The 18,677-nt window shown below is 48.6% G+C and carries 17 protein-coding genes; 11 read left to right on the top strand and 6 right to left on the bottom strand.

The annotated features are described in order from the left end of the window. Window positions 1–138: 138 nt before the first annotated feature. Window positions 139–1,488 carry a glutathione-disulfide reductase gene (gene gorA / locus BFC17_RS11280; protein ID WP_070176589.1) on the bottom strand — a complete coding sequence of 450 codons (1,350 nt, stop codon included), beginning with the start codon at window positions 1,486–1,488 and terminating at the stop codon, window positions 139–141. Between the two features lie 447 nt (window positions 1,489–1,935). On the opposite strand from gorA, the gene dps reads away from it, so the two are divergent. Beyond that, window positions 1,936–2,448, top strand: a complete 513-nt coding sequence (dps, locus tag BFC17_RS11285; RefSeq protein ID WP_070176590.1) for a DNA starvation/stationary phase protection protein Dps — start codon at window positions 1,936–1,938, stop codon at window positions 2,446–2,448. An 83-nt stretch (window positions 2,449–2,531) separates the two neighbouring features. Here dps and nosR read toward each other — a convergent pair whose 3' ends face one another. The 4 genes from nosR to BFC17_RS11305 are packed head-to-tail and all read right to left on the bottom strand — an operon-like array spanning window position 2,532 to window position 6,964. Continuing rightward, window positions 2,532–3,833 carry a response regulator c-di-GMP phosphodiesterase, NosR family gene (gene nosR, locus BFC17_RS11290; RefSeq protein ID WP_070176591.1) on the bottom strand — a complete coding sequence of 434 codons (1,302 nt, stop codon included), beginning with the start codon at window positions 3,831–3,833 and terminating at the stop codon, window positions 2,532–2,534. A 30-nt stretch (window positions 3,834–3,863) separates the two neighbouring features. Continuing rightward, entirely contained in the window at window positions 3,864–5,504 is a 1,641-nt protein-coding gene (locus BFC17_RS11295) for a sensor histidine kinase (RefSeq protein ID WP_229680949.1), read from the bottom strand. A 36-nt stretch (window positions 5,505–5,540) separates the two neighbouring features. Next, window positions 5,541–6,377 carry a phosphate/phosphite/phosphonate ABC transporter substrate-binding protein gene (locus tag BFC17_RS11300; protein WP_070176593.1) on the bottom strand — a complete coding sequence of 279 codons (837 nt, stop codon included), beginning with the start codon at window positions 6,375–6,377 and terminating at the stop codon, window positions 5,541–5,543. Between the two features lie 26 nt (window positions 6,378–6,403). Continuing rightward, complete coding sequence (locus BFC17_RS11305; protein ID WP_070176594.1) at window positions 6,404–6,964, bottom strand: response regulator; 561 nt, start codon at window positions 6,962–6,964, stop codon at window positions 6,404–6,406. A gap of 189 nt (window positions 6,965–7,153) precedes the next feature. Between BFC17_RS11305 and BFC17_RS11310 the strand changes: the two genes are divergently transcribed. The 10 genes from BFC17_RS11310 to BFC17_RS11355 all read left to right on the top strand — a co-directional run bounded on the left by BFC17_RS11310 (window position 7,154) and on the right by BFC17_RS11355 (window position 17,573). Further along, window positions 7,154–8,833 carry an EAL domain-containing protein gene (locus tag BFC17_RS11310; RefSeq protein WP_070176595.1) on the top strand — a complete coding sequence of 560 codons (1,680 nt, stop codon included), beginning with the start codon at window positions 7,154–7,156 and terminating at the stop codon, window positions 8,831–8,833. 179 nt (window positions 8,834–9,012) lie between these two features. After that, window positions 9,013–9,474 (top strand): Hsp20/alpha crystallin family protein, encoded by a 462-nt coding sequence (locus tag BFC17_RS11315; RefSeq protein WP_070176596.1) that lies wholly within the window; start codon window positions 9,013–9,015, stop codon window positions 9,472–9,474. Between the two features lie 214 nt (window positions 9,475–9,688). Next, on the top strand, window positions 9,689–11,734 hold the full coding sequence (gene prlC, locus BFC17_RS11320; RefSeq protein WP_070176597.1) for an oligopeptidase A: 2,046 nt from the start codon (window positions 9,689–9,691) through the stop codon (window positions 11,732–11,734). Next, window positions 11,734–12,420, top strand: coding sequence for a DNA-3-methyladenine glycosylase I (locus BFC17_RS11325; protein ID WP_070176598.1), 687 nt, complete (start codon window positions 11,734–11,736; stop codon window positions 12,418–12,420). Before prlC ends, BFC17_RS11325 begins: the two co-directional genes overlap by 1 nt. A gap of 18 nt (window positions 12,421–12,438) precedes the next feature. Then, on the top strand, window positions 12,439–13,119 hold the full coding sequence (locus tag BFC17_RS11330; protein WP_070176599.1) for a phosphoglycolate phosphatase: 681 nt from the start codon (window positions 12,439–12,441) through the stop codon (window positions 13,117–13,119). 140 nt (window positions 13,120–13,259) lie between these two features. Then, on the top strand, window positions 13,260–14,045 hold the full coding sequence (ubiE, locus tag BFC17_RS11335) for a bifunctional demethylmenaquinone methyltransferase/2-methoxy-6-polyprenyl-1,4-benzoquinol methylase UbiE (protein WP_070176600.1): 786 nt from the start codon (window positions 13,260–13,262) through the stop codon (window positions 14,043–14,045). Next, window positions 14,045–14,668, top strand: coding sequence for a ubiquinone biosynthesis accessory factor UbiJ (locus BFC17_RS11340; protein ID WP_070176601.1), 624 nt, complete (start codon window positions 14,045–14,047; stop codon window positions 14,666–14,668). The genes ubiE and BFC17_RS11340 overlap by 1 nt, the downstream gene beginning before the upstream one ends. Before the next feature lie 6 nt (window positions 14,669–14,674). Next, complete coding sequence (gene ubiB / locus BFC17_RS11345; RefSeq protein WP_070176602.1) at window positions 14,675–16,306, top strand: ubiquinone biosynthesis regulatory protein kinase UbiB; 1,632 nt, start codon at window positions 14,675–14,677, stop codon at window positions 16,304–16,306. 314 nt (window positions 16,307–16,620) lie between these two features. Continuing rightward, window positions 16,621–16,830 (top strand): transcription antiterminator/RNA stability regulator CspE, encoded by a 210-nt coding sequence (gene cspE, locus BFC17_RS11350; RefSeq protein ID WP_070176603.1) that lies wholly within the window; start codon window positions 16,621–16,623, stop codon window positions 16,828–16,830. 137 nt (window positions 16,831–16,967) lie between these two features. Next, window positions 16,968–17,573 carry a hypothetical protein gene (locus tag BFC17_RS11355; RefSeq protein WP_139142062.1) on the top strand — a complete coding sequence of 202 codons (606 nt, stop codon included), beginning with the start codon at window positions 16,968–16,970 and terminating at the stop codon, window positions 17,571–17,573. Between the two features lie 20 nt (window positions 17,574–17,593). Here BFC17_RS11355 and BFC17_RS11360 read toward each other — a convergent pair whose 3' ends face one another. Next, a complete protein-coding gene (locus BFC17_RS11360) occupies window positions 17,594–18,553 on the bottom strand; it encodes a PLP-dependent cysteine synthase family protein (protein WP_070176605.1) in 960 nt (319 codons plus the stop codon). Window positions 18,554–18,677 lie beyond the last annotated feature (124 nt).

Genomic DNA, 18,677 nt, shown 5'->3' on the forward strand with positions numbered 1-18,677 from the left:
AATCCAACTGACCATGAGTCTAGCGAGTGACTGTCCTTGTTATAAATAGTGACTGTCCTTGCTACATTGCTACAAATACAAAAATGGCCCGCAATCACGGGCCATTTTTCATGTTGCTAAACAGTCGGTAGCCTGGCGCTACGCCATGGTTACAAACTCTTCGGCGCTGGTGGGGTGAATAGCGATACAGGCATCAAAGTCAGCTTTGGTGGCCCCCATTTTTATTGCCACCCCAAAACCTTGCAGAATTTCATCCATGGCATAGCCAATGCCGTGTAAGCCAACCACCTTTTGGTCTTCACCGGCGCAAATAAGCTTCATGCTGGTTAACTGACGGTGATGTGTTACCGCTGTGTACATGGCGGCAAAATTCGAGCGGTAGATGGTCAGGTTATCTTTGCCATATTTCGCTTCGGCTTCGCTTTCTGTCATGCCGATAGTCCCGATAGGCGGGTGACTGAATACAACCGTCGGCACCAAATCGTAATCGAGATGTGCGTTAGTCTGGCCGTTAAATAAACGCTCGCTCAGCATGCGCCCCGCTTTTACCGCAACGGGGGTTAACTCTGGCTGCCCGGTAATATCTCCCACGGCGTACAAGCCTTCAATATTGGTATTTTGAAATTTGTCGACCACGATTTGGCCGTTAGTACGCATTTCAACGTCGGTGTTTTCCAGGCCAATTCCCGCCGTATTCGGTTTACGGCCAGTCGCCCAAATCAGGCAATCCACGGTGAGTGTATTACCATCGGTTAAGGCTAATTCCAGATCGCCGTTATCCAGCTTGGTAACCTGCTTAATCTCGGTTTTTTCATGAATATCAATGCCTTCTTCAAGCATCAGCGTTTTGAGTGTTTCCTGCAGCATGGCATCAAATCCGCGCAGTGGTAATTCCTGGCGCAGGATAGAATGGGTTTCGCACCCTAAAGCGTTTAATACGCCCGCCAGTTCTACGCCAATGTAACCACCGCCCACAACGGCAACGCGTCTTGGCTGTTCGTCGATTTCAAAAAAGCCGTCGGAGTCGATACCGTATTCAGCGCCCGGAATATCAGGTCGGAAAGGTTTACCGCCAGTCGCAATTAAGATATGCGGCGCAGTGTACTGTTCGCCATTAACTTCAACGGTTTTACTATCGATAAATTTGGCGAAACCGTTTAACAAGGTCACTTTATTGTTGCCCAGTACGCGGTCGTAAGAAGCGTGAATTCTCGAAATGTAAGCCTGGCGATTGGCCACCAGTGTTGACCAGTCAAATTTATTCACGGTCACGTCAAAGCCGTAATCCGGCCCATACTTATGAATGGCCTCGGCTACCTGAGCACCATACCACATCGCCTTTTTCGGCACGCAGCCTACGTTAACGCAGGTGCCGCCAACGGCTTTTGCCTCGATTAACAGTACTTTTTTGCCATGTTTTGCCGCGCGGTTAGCCGAAGCGATACCACCGCTTCCGCCGCCTATACAGATATAGTCAAACTCTTGCATTGCCAATTCTCTCGTCGTTGTCTTGCTGTCATTGTGCATGATTTACTAACCCCGGACAAACTTAGTCCGGTCAATGAGATCAGGTTTAATCATAACGCTGATTATGGATCTTGTGCAGGTTATCAAGCCTGTCTTTACTGAAATCTATCTGACCTGAAATGCGGGTGTTAGCTTTCATAATAAATGTGAAATCAGTCTGAATTAACACTTCCTGACAAACCTAACACTTAAGCTGCTGGTGGGTCTGAACAATTTACATATCTTTGCATTTTTTACCGGCGTTTTAGTAACAGTGAAACCGGGGTCGTGGCGGGCTTAGTTTCTGCAAGTCAGTACTGGTGGGGGCTGCGTGATTAAAGGGCAATCAGGCACAGGCTATGCAACAGCTTAAGTGAACAAATTCAGAAGGTTGATTCATTCAGCTTTCACTCACGAACAGGAGTATTTATGAGCAACGTTAAAATTGCAGAATTTACCGCCCCCGGTATCAAAAATAATGCAGCACAAGAAGCGATTGCTGTGTTGGACGACCGCATGGTAGCGCTGATTGACTTACAGTTAACCCTTAAACATATTCATTGGAATGTGGTAGGACCTAACTTTATCGGTGTACACGAAATGCTGGACCCTCAGGTAGATGCGGTTCGCGAAATGACGGATACCATCGCAGAGCGTATTGCTACCTTGGGTGGCGTACCAGTAGGAACGCCTAAATCTATTGTAGATCGTCGTCGTTGGGATGATTATCCGGTAGGTAAAGGTCTGGTTGTCGACCATTTGAAAGCGCTGGATAAAGTGTATGTTGGTGTTAATGAGGACCATCGCAGTGCTATTGCCTCACTGGCAGATTTAGATCCCGTATCGGAAGACATGATTACTGGCCAGCTAGCGCAGTTAGAGCAGTTCCAATGGTTTGTTCGTGCTCACATTGAATCGGCTACCGGCCAGTTAAGTAACTAGTTCTTTTTCTCTTCATTTGTGTTTCTTCCCATTTTGCCCACACCACTGATGTGGGCTTTTTTTGCCAGCGCCTGAGTTCAGCGCTAAATCGTCTCTTCGGTATTTTCGTTTTCAATGGCGATATCAAACTTGCGTTGGTGCTCGTTTTCGTACTGCTTGAGTTTGGCAATAGTGTGTTCGGTAAAAACATGCCCGGAGGGAAGTAACAGAATGTGATTCTCGTTGTACAGGTTATTACTCAGTACCATGCCGGCTTTAAGCTGCCCACTGTTGAGGTGATTCTCGATGTAACTGGGTTTATCAATGTTGGGATCAGACAATAAAATATCCAGTATTTCGCCGTCGTAGCGGGTATTTCGGTGCTTTTTGAGTTCAGCTTTAGCCTCTTTGGGTTCCAGGCGCTGAGCACTAAGCCGTCCACTCACCAAACGCCAGTAATCCCGCGCTACCGCATGAATGCGTGCGCCCAGAGGAATTTCTTTGGCTACCTTTTTGTTTAGGCCACTGCCGTTATAGTGTTCAAACTGTAACTCAATAATTTCGCTTATTGGTTGCAGGTGATCGGCTGGCGCCAGTATGGTTTTTGCCAGTTGCGTTTGTGATAAATAATCTTTTTGCTGCTGATAGGTCAGTTTGGCAAAGGGGGGTCTGAAGTTTTCCGGCTGTAGCCCTAACAAACCCAATTCGCCAATCAGACTGGCGTAGCCGAAGAGTTTGATGTCCTCGGCACTACAGCCCGACTTGCGTGCTAATTTTTTGGTTAATTCACTGACTTCAATAGCAAATTTGCCATCGATATCGGGATTGATGGAAATAACATTAAACAGCACTTGCTCCAGAGCCCGGTTGCGCATTTCAATGCGGCTAAGTGCGGCTTTTATCTGGCGGGTACGCTTTTGTACCGTTTGTTCCAAATCGTTATTTATCTCTTTGAGTTTAGCATTTTGTAGCCGGGTTAATTTTTGTAAACGCGCGTTTTCATCTTTTAACTTAACCCGTTCCAGGCCTTCTTCAATGGTGCAGATGAGTTCCTGGTTGTCCCAGGGCTTTTGCAGGTATCGATGAATACGCCCCTGATTAACGGCTTTTATAGTGGCATCAATGTCGGCAAAGCCGGTTAGCACAACCCGAAACGTATCAGGATATTTTTCGGCGACTTTTTCCAGCAGTTCTGCTCCCGTCATCTGGGGCATTTTCATATCGGAAATAATCACGTGTACCGGTTTTTTTGCCAGGATCTCCAGCGCTTGTTCGCCGCTGTCGGCCAGCACCAGTTCGATTTTTAACGAGAACAATGCACGTTTGATTGAACGCAGGATATTCTGTTCGTCATCGACACACAATACCGTGTATTTGGGGCTTTCTGACTGTTCTGTGTTTACCATATTGATACCTCGATGCACCCGACCATTGCCCTACACAGTGGCGACAGGGGATTGGTCATGCTGACCGTTTATGGGTAATGTAATTTCAAACAGACTCCCTTCTCCAGGCGTACTGCTCACCACTATCTGGCCGCCATGCTCCTGAATAATCCCATACGTAATTGATAGTCCCAGCCCTGTGCCCTGGCCTTCCGGTTTAGTGGTAAAGAACGGGTTAAATAATTTATCCAGGTTTTCCTGGGATATTCCGCAACCGCTATCCTGAATTCGAACCTTTACGTTGTTACCTTCTCGCTGCGTAACAATGCTAATTACGCCTTGTTTACCCGTGGCCTCAATGGCCTGGCCGGCATTCATGAGTAAGTTAGTAAATACCTGGGTTAGCTTGCCTAAATTAAAGAACACCTTGGGCAGATCCGCGAATTGTTTTTCGACCTTACAGATGTACTTTAGTTTGTTATTCACCATGGTGAGCGTGGTATTGATACAGTGGTTTAAGTCGAACCATTGCTGCTCGTCAGAATCTACCCGCGAGAATACCTTAAGGCCTTTTACGATTTCGCTGACTCGTTGTAATCCTTCAATTGATTCGTCAATTAACGGGCCTACGTCTTCACTGATAAAGTCCATATCATGCTGCGTATAAAAGGCCTGAAGTTCGCTGATACGCTGGTGCAGTGCACTTTCTTCGGTTTCGCTTTTAAGCTTTTTAGCCATATCCATTAATATCTGAAACAGCGAAAGATAGTCTTTCAGCGTATTCAGATTACTGCTGACAAAGCCCACCGGATTATTAATTTCATGGGCAACACCGGCGGCGAGCTGACCCACTGACGCCATTTTTTCTGCCTGAAAAAGCTGTTGTTGGGCTTCTTTGAGGTTTTTGTTTGATAACAGCAGCTCTTCGTTTTTGTCGGTGAGCGCCTGAGTTCTTTCTTTAATGGTTTGTTCCAGCGAGGCATTAAAATCGATAAGCTCTTGTTCAGCCTCACTGCGCGTGCGGTATTCTGATGCCAGCGTGTCGACCAGGGTATTAAATGACTGCGCCAGCTCGGCAAGCTCATCTTTGCCTTTAATAGGTATCGTAACGTCAGCATACTGCTGGGTTGGGATCGCTGCCAGCATATCCCTGGCCCCCTTGCGAAGTGACTTTAACTGGGATGTCAGATAGGTACCGAGCCCGAAAGAAAAGAGGGCCACCAGCATCATTTCCAGCAGTGCCAGCGAGATAATCCAGTTGCGGATAGTGAGAACTGATGCCTGTACTGAAGCGACATCGATGCCAATTTGCACCTCACCATAAAACTGATCGGACACCGTCACCCTTTTGCTGATGTCATAAACGGAGTCGTCTATATCCTGAACTGAGTTATCCTCGATAAATGGTCTGCTTTGATAGCCTTCACGCTCGCGCGAGGCCAGCGTCTGATAGTTGCTGTCGTAAATACGCACGTAAATAATATCGGGATTGGTCATCAACTCGTCGGTTGACGTTTCCAAGGTGGCCAGGTCCAACGAAAGCAGGGCGTTTCTGGAAATAGAAGAAAACAAATTGGCGGTAGTCTCGGCACGTTTAACAACGTTCTCTTCGATAAGTGCGTTGATAAACGACAGGCTGGTGATAATCAGAATCAACAGCAATGTTGCTTCGATTAGAGCCGTACCTGCCATTGTTTTTGTTCGCAGAGACAGACGCATCATAAAACCTTAGTAATCCGGTCTGGACAGCGAATGAATGCCTAATTCTCGAATGTCGTCCCAGTCACTGTCGGTGGCAGCGTCGAGTTGGCTAAAGTTTAATTGCTTTAGCAGGGAACGGCCTTGTTCGCTCTGCGACAACCCTGCAAAAAAGGCGACCAGCTGTTTGCGTTGAGCAGGCGGAACCCGGCTGTGCGCAGCTATCGCATGGCTGGTGTAGGTTTTGCTCTGCCACAATATTCTAAGTTGCGAGCGCTGAGCTTCGGGTAAATGTTCCAGTGACCGGATGATCCCGCCCCCTGCCGGAAACAATGATTTGATTACATTAAGATAGACCGAATCATGGGAATTTACATAACGGGGAACAATACTTATTCCCGCTCGGTTCATCTCTGCACGCGGAATAATGCTGGCAGCAAAGGCCGCTGGTGCTGGAAAAGCAAGAGCAAGCCCCTGAAGTTGCTGAATGGATGTTATGGGGCTGTCATGGCGGGTAACAATAATTCCTTTCAGGCCTTTTTTACTGTCCCTGACTAAAGGAACGTACCCCGCCTTGTCACTAAACACCACATAATGATAAGGGTTCATGTAACTTAAATCGTAATTACCCGCGGCCAACTCATTTTCAAAACTGGGGATATCCTTCGCGGTCACAAACTGGATAGAGATGCCGGTTTGTTCTGACAGGTGCTGGAGCAGGGGAGTCCACATTTTGGCCAGTTTAAAGGCCGATTGTTGTGGCACAACGCCAAAAGAATAGACTCGGGGGGGATTCGACGTGTTATCGAGTCTGGCTATCGCCGGTGTTACGCATAGTGCTAACAGAATGGAAAATAAAAACTTCACGGCATTCCCCCCTTTAAAGTCTGGGTTCAGACCTGCATAAACTGGTCAAACAGCTGGGTCAGATCATGGTTTGAAAAAGGTTTGGTCAGGGTGGCATCAGCTCCCAGTTCCTTCGCCTTTTCCAGACTGCTATCGTCCAGTGCGGAAATAACAATAATTTTAAGCCCTTTTTGAGATTCCTGCTCGCGGGTGTACTGCAATACACTGTAACCATCCATACCAGGCATGCTCAGGTCGAGCGTCATAATTCGTGGTGAATGCTGGCTTAACATCATGCCTGCCTGAAAACCGCCAGTAGCGATCAGGGTGTCATACCCCGCCCGGCGGGCAACCCGCTGGATAGATTTGGCTACGGGCATTTCGTCGTCAACAATAAGGATGAGCGGTGAAGCTTCGGGCTTCAGACTTTCCGGAATTGGCATGTTGTGGCGTTCTAAGAATTCGATAAAGTCGTTTATCAGCACCCGGTTATTGCCGCGCCCCGGAAGTTTGAAACCTTTTAACTTGCCGCTTTCCAGCCACCGGATAACCGTACGTAGATTAACGTCACAGTATTCGGCAATTTCGCCGGATGTTAATGTTTTCACAGTTAGCCCTCGCTGTTTAAAATTAAGTCAGGTTGCAGTTATAGCATTAATTATAAAGCAAGGCAATTAAGTAATTTGTATAATTTGCGACAATAGTGACATTGTGATATTTTGTGACTAAATAAATGTCAAAGATGTATCGGTAGCACGGCATCATTGATTGTGGTTACCCAATCAGAGGTCGGTCGCATGACTAAAGACTTACACAGCGCCAGCGGTGACGCGGCGGTAAAAATACTGCTGGTGGACGATGAAAAAGGGGTCTTACAGGCCCTGAAAAGGGAACTCAGAGATTTAAATTGCCAGGTGATTACCACCACGTCAGGCCGAAAGGCGATGTCCATTCTGCGACAGCAAGCTATCTGCTTGCTTATTACTGATCACAAAATGCCAGGTGTAAATGGTGTGGATTTGGTTCGGTTTGCCCATCAGTATGCTCCGGAAACCCACGTGTTTATGCTTAGTGGAGAGGGCGATTTACTGGCGGCAGTGGAGTTGTTGAATCAGGGGATGATTATTAAATACCTGACCAAACCCTGGAACCGACTGGAACTGCGCAATGAGGTAGTACAGGTGCTTAATCAATCCTGTGAATTGGAGAGTAAAACCTCGGCTCAGCATCTGGCAGATTTTAATGAGGTACTGCGAGCACCTTCACTCAGAGATTACGAGTCTGTGGTGCTCATTAAATTAATGAATATCTCGGATATCAGTCTGGCGTATGGTGAAGCAGCGACCCTGGATACCGAGGCGCACATTGGCCAGCGGCTACAGAGTATGATTTCTCAGCCTCATCTGTTACAACGCACCCAGCCGGGGGTCTTTGCTGTGTATCTTGAAGCGTCAACTACTGAGAGCACTCGTTTGCTGTGCTGTCAGTTGCGCCAGCAGTTGCAACGCACCTTTTCAATTAAGGAGCAAAGCATCTTTTGTCATATCGGGGTTGGCTTCAGGCATCTGAAGGACGCCCAGCTGGATCATGATATCCTCATTAACAGTCTTTTAGATACCATCGTGCGAGACAGTCATCGCGTAAGTGTTTCGCATCTGGATAATTCTACCTTGAGCCAGTACCGCCGCCAGCAGCAGTTGAGTGCAGAGGTGGTAAGTGGGTTACGCAATCACGAATTCAAGCTGGCTTTTCAGCCAAAGGTGAAAGCTAATAACGGTATGATTGACTGTGGTGAAATATTATTGCGCTGGCGTCATCACAGCTTTGGTTGGGTGCCGCCCTCTGAATTTGTCAGACTGGCAGAGCTTGACGGACAAATAGAAGCCATTGGCGAATGGGTGCTGGACGAAGGGCTCAAAGTGGCCAGTGAACTCAGACGTTTCAGCAGTGAGCTGACCAGCATTGCCATTAATATCTCGGCAAAACAATTACAGTCAGCGCGAATTGTTGAGTTTATTGGTGAACGCTTGCAGCATTATTATTTGCCGCCTTCGTTTATCGAGCTCGAATTAACCGAAACGGCGTTAGCCGAAAATTCCCACTATCTGGAGGAGCTGCTGTGGCAGCTCAAGCTGCTTGGTGTGCGCCTGGCGATTGATGATTTCGGCGCCGGGTTTACCTCATTTTCCTACCTGTCAAAATTGCCCATTGATACCTTAAAACTGGACAAAATTTTAATTGATAACTTACACCAGGACAGTCTGCGTCAGGAGTTTATTCAGAACCTGATCGCCAGTTGTAAAAAGTTAGGCATTGAAGTAGTGGCAGAAGGAGTAGAAGAAGAGGCCGATTTGCTGTGTTTGCAAACCATGGGATGCGACAAGATTCAGGGATTTATTTACAGCAAGGCTGTGTCCCGTCAGGATTTTGAAAAACTATTGATTCGTCAGCCTTTTTATACGGCGTTAAAGGCTTGAGTGTGGTGTGAAAATGTAACAGGGTGAAAATGTAACAGGGTGAAAAGGTTGATCCAGCGCAATATTTATACAGCAGCCCTCTTGAAAGTGAGCCCCCGGCCATCCATATTTATTGTGCAGGAAGCAAGAAAGTAGCGGAGGAAAAGTTAGCGACTATCGGTAACGATTAAGGAGGGTTTATGAACAGGTTCCCAAGTGTGTTTGGACGTAATCACCCTGGTGCATTGAAAGGCGAGATAGATCGTGTTTTTGATGACTTCTTTGCTGGTTTTCCCGCCATGTCCGGCTGGTCTGCAAATGCCACAGGCAATCAGCCCGCGCTGGATCTGAAAGAAACCAAAGAAGGCCTTGAGTTAACAGCAGACTTACCAGACATGAAGAGAGATGATATTCATCTGGAAATTCAGCAAGACCGTTTAATGCTTTCAGGCATGCGTAATCAGGAACAAGAGTCCACAACAGACGAAGGCTATCATGTTAAAGAACGTCGCACAGGCAGCTTCAGGCGGGTCGTCGCCTTACCATTTGCTGTCGGTGACACTGCTAACGTGGTAGCAAGGTATGACAACGGTGTGTTACGGGTTCTTATCCCACGTCCGGCAAATCCGGCAGATAATACGCAACGTGTAACTATCAATTAAAAGAAGTGAGCAGGCAAACAGGTAAACCGGCCACCTAACTCCCGCGCGAACGTAAGCGCTATAATCGAGGTGAACTGAGGTGCTGTTTGCAGGTAAACCAAATTGAACAATTCACGTATTAAGTACACGCCCCGCAAGTAGCGGGGCTTGTTTTTTTTACGGACAATCCCCATCACTAATGCAACCCATTTTGGCAACGGATCCTAAAGCGACTATGACTACACTTGCACTCGAACAGGTTGATGGCCTGCCACTGTTTTCTAAAATTACGCCTGACCAGGTTAAACCTGCCGTCACAAAAGCGATCGAAGAATGTAAACAAACCATTGAGGCCGTTGTGGCCAGTGACGATTACTCCTACGCCAATGTGGTCAGCAAAATTGATGAAGCCGACGATATTCTCGGTAAAATCTGGTCGCCGGTCTCTCATATGAACTCGGTCGTAAGCAGCGATGAACTGCGCGAAGCCCACGATGCCTGCCTGCCGCTGTTATCGGAATACGGCACCTGGGTAGGTCAGCACGAAGGGTTGTTTCAGGCCTACAAAGCCCTGCGCGATAGTGAAGAGTACGAACAGCTCGATGAAGCTCAGCGTAAAGTGATTGATAACACCTTGCGCGACTTCACTTTGTCGGGTGTAGCGTTACCAGAGGAAAAGAAACTGCGCTTTGCCGAGATTCAGGCGCGTTTGTCTGAGCTTTCCTCAACGTTCAGTAATAACGTGATGGATGCCACCATGGGATGGACCAGGCATGTTACCGATGAGGCTGAACTTGCGGGATTGCCGGAATCAGCCCTTGATGCAGCGAAGCAAGCGGCGCATCAAAAAGATTTACAAGGCTGGTTATTCACCCTGGATATCCCCAGCTATCTGCCGGTTATGTTGTATGCTGATAACCGCGAACTACGCGAGGAAATGTACCGCGCTTACGCCACCCGGGCGTCTGAACAAGGGCCGAATGCAGGTGAGTGGGATAACACCGCAATTATTAATGAAACCCTGGCATTACGCTCAGAAATAGCGTCTTTACTGGGTTTTGCCAGCTATGCCGAACGCTCGCTGGCAACCAAAATGGCTACCTCAACCGAGCAGGTAGTCGGCTTTTTACGTGACCTGGCGGCAAAGTCCAAACCACAGGCAGAAAAAGAACTGGCAGAAGTACGCGCCTTCGCAGCTGAAAAGCACCAGATGGATGAACTCCAGGCCTGGGATATTCCATATTACAGCGAAAAGCTGAAACAAGAGCGTTACAGTATTTCAGACGAAATTCTGCGGCCTTACTTCCCTGAGCATAAAGCGCTGTCCGGCTTATTTACCGTGGTCGAAAAGCTGTACGGGCTTAACATCACCGAAGTCGAAAATGCCGATACCTGGCATAAAGATGTGCGTCTGTTCAGCATCACCGATCGCGAGGGTACCCTGCGTGGTCAGTTTTATCTGGATCTTTACGCCCGTCCGAAAAAACGTGGCGGCGCCTGGATGGATGAGTGTCGCGTTCGTCGCTTCCGCACCTCGGGTGAACTACAAACGCCGGTGGCGTACCTTACCTGTAACTTCAACGGGCCGGTCGGCAACAAACCGGCGCTGTTTACTCATGACGAAGTGGTAACGCTATTCCATGAGTTTGGCCACGGTATTCACCATATGCTTACGCAAATGTCGGTGCCGGGCGTATCAGGTATTAACGGTGTGCCATGGGATGCCGTTGAGCTGCCCAGTCAGTTCTTAGAAAACTGGTGCTGGCAGGAAGAAGCGCTGGGCTTTATTTCCGGCCATTACGAAACTGGCGAACCGTTGCCTAAAGAACTACTCGATAAAATGCTGGCAGCCCGGGATTACCAGGCGGCCATGCAAATGATTCGTCAGTTGGAGTTCAGCTTATTTGACTTCCAGCTGCACATGGAAGAAGGCGAGCATGTGGATGTACAGCAGGTGCTTTCACAGGTACGTAATGAAGTGTCGGTCGTGCAGCCGCCGTCATTTAACCGCTTCCAGCATAGCTTTGGACACATCTTTGCGGGCGGCTATGCCGCAGGTTATTACAGTTACAAATGGGCCGAGGTATTGTCTGCCGATGCCTTCAGCCGCTTTGAGGATGAAGGGATTTTTAACCCGCAGACGGGCGCTGACTTCCTGCATAACATTCTGGAAATGGGCGGAAGCCGTGAGCCTATGGATCTGTTCGTGGCGTTCCGTGGTCGCGAACCTCAGGTGGATGCCTTGCTGCGTCACAATGGTATTGTGGCGACAGGTGCATAATGGCGGCCGAATCCTTTGCGGCTATTTACGCTCGCGCTGCCGAGCGTAAAGGCGGCGAACATGGCCTTGAAGCTATTGTCAGTCAACCGTTACCGCTCCCTGCGGTAACGGCGCTGAAAGATGACAGGGTACTTTCGGCGTTTACCAAAAAAGTCTTTCAGTCAGGCTTTGTCTGGCGGGTTATTGAGCAAAAATGGCCTGAGTTCGAAGCGCTGTTTTTCAACTTTGAGGTTGAGAAAGTGCTGCTGATGTCTGATGAAATGCTGGAACAACGGGCGAGCGATAAGCGAATAGTCAGAAACCTCAAAAAGGTGATGACCATTCGTGATAACGCCCTGATGCTAAATGACATTCGTTTATCCCACGGCAGTTTTGGTGAGTTTGCCAGTCAGTTTACCGGAGCAGCTATTATCGATTTATGGGCGCACCTTAAAAAACATGGTGCGCGTTTAGGTGGCAACACCGGTCCTTATGCCTTACGAGCGCTGGGGATTGATACCTTTTTGCTGAGCCGTGATGTCGAAGGTTATTTCCGCGCTTACGACCTTATCAGTGGTGGACTCACTTCAAAACAAAGCCTTACCACCATCGCTAATACCTTTGCCGACTGGCAACAACAAAGCGGTCGTAGTTTACAGGAACTCAGCCAGATACTGGCTTACAGTTGCGGCGATAACCGCGTTTAAAGGGAACATTGAATCTGCATGGAACAGCAATCACCGCGATATATCCTCTTTGATCTGGACGGTACGCTGGTAGACAGCGTGCCCGACCTTGCCTGGTGCGTTGACGTTGCGATGCAGCAGGTTGGCCTGCCTGCACGAGGCGAAGCGGCTGTTCGATGCTGGGTGGGGAACGGTATAGAAAAGCTGATGAAGCGGGCGGTGGCCAATGCAATGGATGATGAGCCTGACGAGCAGTTGTTTGCGCCCGCGTATCAGGCGTTTCTGCAGGCGTATAAAGAGAATCACGCCAAACGCAGTCAGGTCTATGACGGTGTGATCCCCGCCCTCGACTGGCTTAAGAATCACGGTTACCAACTGGGCTGCGTTACTAACAAGGCAGAGGCGTTCACGCTACCGCTATTGCAGGAGAAAAAGCTCGACCAGTATTTTTCTGTGATTGTCAGCGGCGATACCTGTGAGCACAAAAAGCCAAACCCTGAGCCGATATTATTCGCCCTTGAGGCCTTGGGCGGAAAGGTAGAAGAAGCGCTGATGATCGGTGATTCCAAATCCGATATCAATGCCGCCAGAGCCGCTGGTTGTGCGGTTTTTGCCGTACCCTATGGCTACAATCACGGTGAAGATATTCATGCCTATCAACCGGATAAGGTGCTAAACACGCTTGCAGACTTACCCTCGATACTTGCGCCCCATCAATAACATTGGTCGGGTGGTCGCGAACAGGATGGTAAGCGCCAACGCTTTTAGTTACACTTGCCCCATTATATTATCGGGTCCGTATATCTGCTCTCTTAACCGCGAATAAGCAGTCGCCGGACGCTAAAAAGAAGAATTACCCCATGTCAGAACAGCAAACCCCGAATATCGACAAAAGCAGTGACTCGGAACAGTCGACGCACTTTGGTTTTAAAACCGTTGAACGGGCCAAAAAGGCCTCAATGGTAGCCGGTGTCTTTGACTCGGTAGCGGCAAAATACGACGTGATGAATGACTTTATGTCAATGGGTATTCACCGTCTGTGGAAACGTTACACGATTGATTGCAGCGGCATCAAAAGTGGTCAGAAAGTGCTGGATTTAGCCGGCGGTACCGGTGATCTGGCGGCGAAGTTTTCCCGTCTGGTTGGCCCCACCGGCCAGGTGGTGCTGGCTGATATTAATCATTCGATGCTGTCGGTAGGACGCGATAAGCTGCGTGATATGGGGGTGGTTGGCAATGTTGATTATGTGCAGGCGAATGCAGAAGCACTGCCATTTCCGGATAACCATTTTGATTTGGTCACCATGGCTTTTGGCCTGCGTAACGTTACCGACAAAGATAAAGCCCTGGCATCGATTTTCCGTATTCTGAAGCCCGGCGGCCGTTTATTGGTGCTGGAGTTTTCTAAGCCGACCAACGAAATATTGTCGAAAACCTATGACTGGTATTCCTTTAACGTATTGCCAACCATGGGGCAACTGGTGGCTAACGATCGCGAAAGCTACCAGTATCTTGCTGAGTCGATTCGCATGCACCCGGATCAGGAAACGCTAAAGGGAATGTTCGAGAATGCTGGTTTCGAGCACTGCGATTATCAGAACCTCACGGGCGGTATTGTGGCGTTGCACCGGGGTTATAAATTTTAATGCCCGCAGTTCCATTACTTACTGCCTCGGTAGAAACCGCACTAAATAAGGTGCTGGCGCTTGATCCTGATGCGCTGAACAAATTAAGCACTTTGCAAGGCAAGCGGCTGGTGGTTGAGCTCACTGATGTAAAGCAGCGGTTTGCCCTGGCTTTCTCCAGCAAGATTGACGTACTTGCATTACCTGAACCGGTGACAGCGATAACGCCAGAGGAATGCGTAATTAAAACCCGGCTCAGCGTGCTACCGCAGTTACGGGATACCAGTCAGCTCACCCAATTAATTAAAAGTGGTGAGCTGGAGGTGGTTGGTGAGCTGGCTATTGCCCAGGGCTTTTCCGGACTACTACAAAGTCTGAATATTGATTTGGAAGAGCAACTGGCGTTAAAAACCAACGACGTGATTGCTCACGAGGTTTTTTCTCTGGCTGCCAGGGCGCAGGCCCAGCTTAAGACGCTGAGCATAAAAGCCGGGGCGATTCTGGGCAGTACCCTGACCGACGAAAAGCAACTGGCAGCGCATAAACTGGCGGTATTACATTTTTCTGATCAGGTCAGCAGCCTGCGCGACGACGTGGAGCGTTTTGAAACGCGGCTGGCCAGACTGGAACGCAATAAGCAGTAGAGGCCCATGCAGTTACTAAGGATTTACCACATAAACCGGGTCATGCTTGAGCATGGACTCGATGAGCTGATTCCGGCGAAATGGCTGCCCTGGTATGTGCGCCTGATGCGGATGAGTATTTTTTGGATCCGTAACAAACATAAAGAGAAGAATGCCGGCGCCCGGTTAACACTGGCGCTGCAGGCGCTGGGACCGGTGTTTATTAAATTCGGCCAGATGCTGTCAACCCGTCGTGACTTACTCCCGCCAGAAATTGCCAATGAACTGGCCATGCTGCAAGACCGGGTAAAACCTTTCGACACCCAGCGCGCCCAGCAAATTATTTTAACAGCGCTTAATGTGTCTGCATTAGACTCTGTGTTCAGTGAGTTTAGCGAAATACCGCTGGCATCAGCCAGTATTGCTCAGGTACATGCCGCTAAACTAAAAGACGGCAACACCGATGTGGTGGTGAAAGTACTGCGCCCGGATATTCGTAAAACCATTAAAGCCGATACTCAGCTGATGCTGACGTTTGCCAAAGTGATCCAGCAGTGGTTACCGGATGGCAAGCGTTTGCGTCCGGTAGAAGTGGTTAAAGAATATGAAAAGACCATTGTTGATGAGTTGGATCTGACTCGCGAAGCGGCTAATGGTATGCAGCTGGGGCGTAACTTTGAAGGCTCAGAAGCATTGTATGTACCCAAAATCTACAGTGATTATTGTAGTACTAATGTGCTGGTTATGGAGCGCATTTACGGTATTCCTATTTCCAATATCGACGCGCTGATAGAGCAGGATACCAACCTGCGTATTCTGGCCGAGCGAGGGGTTGAGGTCTTCTTTACGCAGGTATTCCGCGACAGCTTTTTCCATGCCGATATGCATCCGGGCAATATTTTTGTGTCCCGCGAAAACCCGCAAAATCCGCAGTACATCGCCATAGATTTTGGCATTGTCGGTACACTTAATCAGGAAGACAAGCGGTATCTGGCAGAGAACTTTATTGCCTTCTTTAACCGCGATTACCGCAAGGTTGCACAGTTACATGCCGATTCTGGCTGGGTGCCGTCAGATACTAATATCGATGAATTTGAGGTGGCCATTCGTACCGTGTGCGAACCCATTTTTCAAAAGCCACTGGCTGAAATATCGTTTGGTAATGTACTGGTGCAGCTGTTTAATACGGCCCGTCGCTTTAACATGGTAGTGCAACCACAGTTGGTTTTACTGCAAAAAACCTTGCTGTACATAGAAGGACTGGGGCGTCAGCTGTACCCCCAGTTAGATCTGTGGCAAACCGCCAAGCCTTTTCTGGAAAACTGGATGCGCGAGCAAATTGGCATCCGGGCTATGTTCAGCAAGGTAAAATCCAACCTGCCTTACTGGAGCGAAAAGCTGCCGGATATGCCGGATCTGTTGTACGACACGCTCAAGCAGGTTAAGCATTTCCCTGAGAAGCAACAGCAGGCCAACATGGCGTTACTGCATCAGCAAAAGCGTGCACAAAAGGCGCTGCACTTTAGTATTGTTGGTGCCACGCTGATCATTGTGGCCGCTATTCTGCCCTTGTATCCGGCCCACTGGGGCTTTTCGGGCGCACTTACTTTACTGGGGACAGGCTGCTGGTTTGTCGCCTGGTGGAAGGGCCGGCGCTAAATTTCCGCCCCGGTTTTTTAACGGATTTTTGCTGCTAAATCATTGTTCTGAATGTGACTCTAAAATTAATTTTTAATGAAATCATAAGAGTTTTCGTGATTTTAGTATCAATTTCCTCAGGGTGTGGTTATAGTGGTATTGTTCTTTAAATAGTTGTGCTTTCGTTGGTTACTAACGTCGCGCAGTTATAAAACGCTAATGCGAGTTAGCGCTGTATGACCTGTTTGATAGTTTTACCGTGAGTCACCCCTAGTTAAAGAAGCGAGTCCGTGTCACATGGCACACAGGTTTACAGAGAGTTTTTTGAGGTTTTCATGTCTAAAGTAACTGGTACCGTTAAGTGGTTTAATGCTGAAAAAGGTTATGGCTTTTTAACGCAGGACGACGGCGGTAAAGACGTATTTGTTCATTTTCGTGCGATCATGTCTGATGGGTACAAAACCCTGGTAGAAGGTCAGAAAGTTCAATTTGAAGTTGAACAAGGACAAAAAGGTCTGCAGGCGGCTAACGTACAAGCCATCTAAATAATTTGTGAGGCCCCTGCCATCTGGTAGGGGCCTTATCTATTCTGAACTGCCGCCCTGGTGGTTTTTGTATCACGCCTTGTGTGAGTGGTACGTCTACGTCTGACATGGCGCAATCTGATATGGATGTTATGTTAATGAGACGATTTCTTCTTTCTTTTCTAATTGTTTTTTGTCTGCTGCCTGTGGGTAGTGCGATGGCCGAATCTGCTCCTTTGGTCACCATTGCCGGTCAGTCATTTTCTAAAGCGGACATTAAGTTTACCCCGAAACAGCTTAAAACCTGGCGCGAAGCTCCCAGTGGTCAGGCGCAGCGGGGAATGTTTACTTTTTCTAAAGTGGCAGAGTTTATCCATCACGCTTTTATTCTCGACTTTGCTAAAAATAACGCCCTGACTGCCAGCCCTGAGTTCGTGGCGTCATTCAAAAAGGCGTTTGCCAGTGACACGCTTAAAGGGGACAAGCTGGAGACGCTGGCACAATTTTCAGCGCTGGAATTTGCCGTCGATGCCTTTTTATATCAGCGCGAGGGTGGCAAGGTAATCTTTGATCAGAGTCATCCTATGTTGCCGATTGAAGCGTATTTTAATGCTTATAAAGCCTACGCCAATAGCCAGCGTCTGGTGTTTACCGATGCAGAAACCGAACGCTTATGGTGGCTCAGTTTTGCCCGGGTGAATGCTATTGAAGTACCCGCCGAACAAGTCGAGTTTTCGGTTCCCTGGTGGCATAAGCTCGACTAGCTAAGTCAGTCCTCCCCGAATTAAGCACTAAACAGCGCCGTCGAGAAATACCGTTCGGCACCGTCCGCTAACAGGGTAACGATATGCTTACCCTTAAATGCATCCCTGCGCCCCAACTGCAAGGCGGCAAACGTGGCTGCACCAGAAGAAATGCCGGCCGCCATGCCTTCTTTACAGGCCAGCAGTCGGGCCATTTCAATAGCCTGCTCACAGTCCACGGTAATGACTTCATCTAACAAACTACGATCCAGCCCTTTAGGAATGTGGCCGGGGTTAATTCCCTGAATAGCATGTTCACCTGCTTTGCCCTGACTCAGCAGCGGGCACGCACTGGGTTCGGCCGCTACTATATGGATTGCCGGATTACGCGCTTTGAGCGTACGGGCCAGGCCCGTGAGCGTGCCGCCTGTGCCCATGCAGGCAACCAGTGCATCAATCTGGCCCTGGGTGCTTTGCCAAAGTTCTTCGGCAGTGGCTTTTTCATGGGCTGCCGCATTGGCCGGATTAGCAAACTGATCCATCGATACGCTGCCTTCAATATGATGGAGTAATTGCTCTGCATGGCAAATAGCGCCAGGCATGCCCTCAGCTCTGGCAGTAGTGATGAGAGTAGCCCCATAGTGGCGAATGAGTTTCTGACGTTCTGCAGACATGTGCTCAGGCATAACGATAGTCACCGGGATATCATAGATAGCCCCCAGCCAGGCACAGGCCACACCGCTGTTGCCCGAAGTAGCCTCGACAATATGTTTTACCTTGTTGCCGTGTCGACTGAGTAAATCCTGCAACATGGATAGCGCAGCACGATCCTTAATTGAACCGGCCGGATTAAAATATTCCAGTTTGGCCAGAATGGTGGCTTCTACACCTTGTAGATTGGGTAACCGATTGAGTCTGACCAACGGCGTTTGACCGATGGTCTGGGTTATACAATTAAAAACCGGGTTAGCCTGAAGGGCGTTGAGTGCGTTATCCAGCATTGTCCTGGCCTGTTGATTAAGGATGATAAAACATATTATGCGCCCGGATACTGGCAATGATTTGCTAAGATTTTCGATAAATGACATTATCCTTGCAGTAATACTCTAATTTTTTATTATCAGG

Origin of the sequence: Marisediminitalea lipolytica (assembly GCF_001758465.1) — a bacterium.
GTDB classification, from domain to species: Bacteria; Pseudomonadota; Gammaproteobacteria; order Enterobacterales; family Alteromonadaceae; genus Alteromonas; species Alteromonas lipolytica.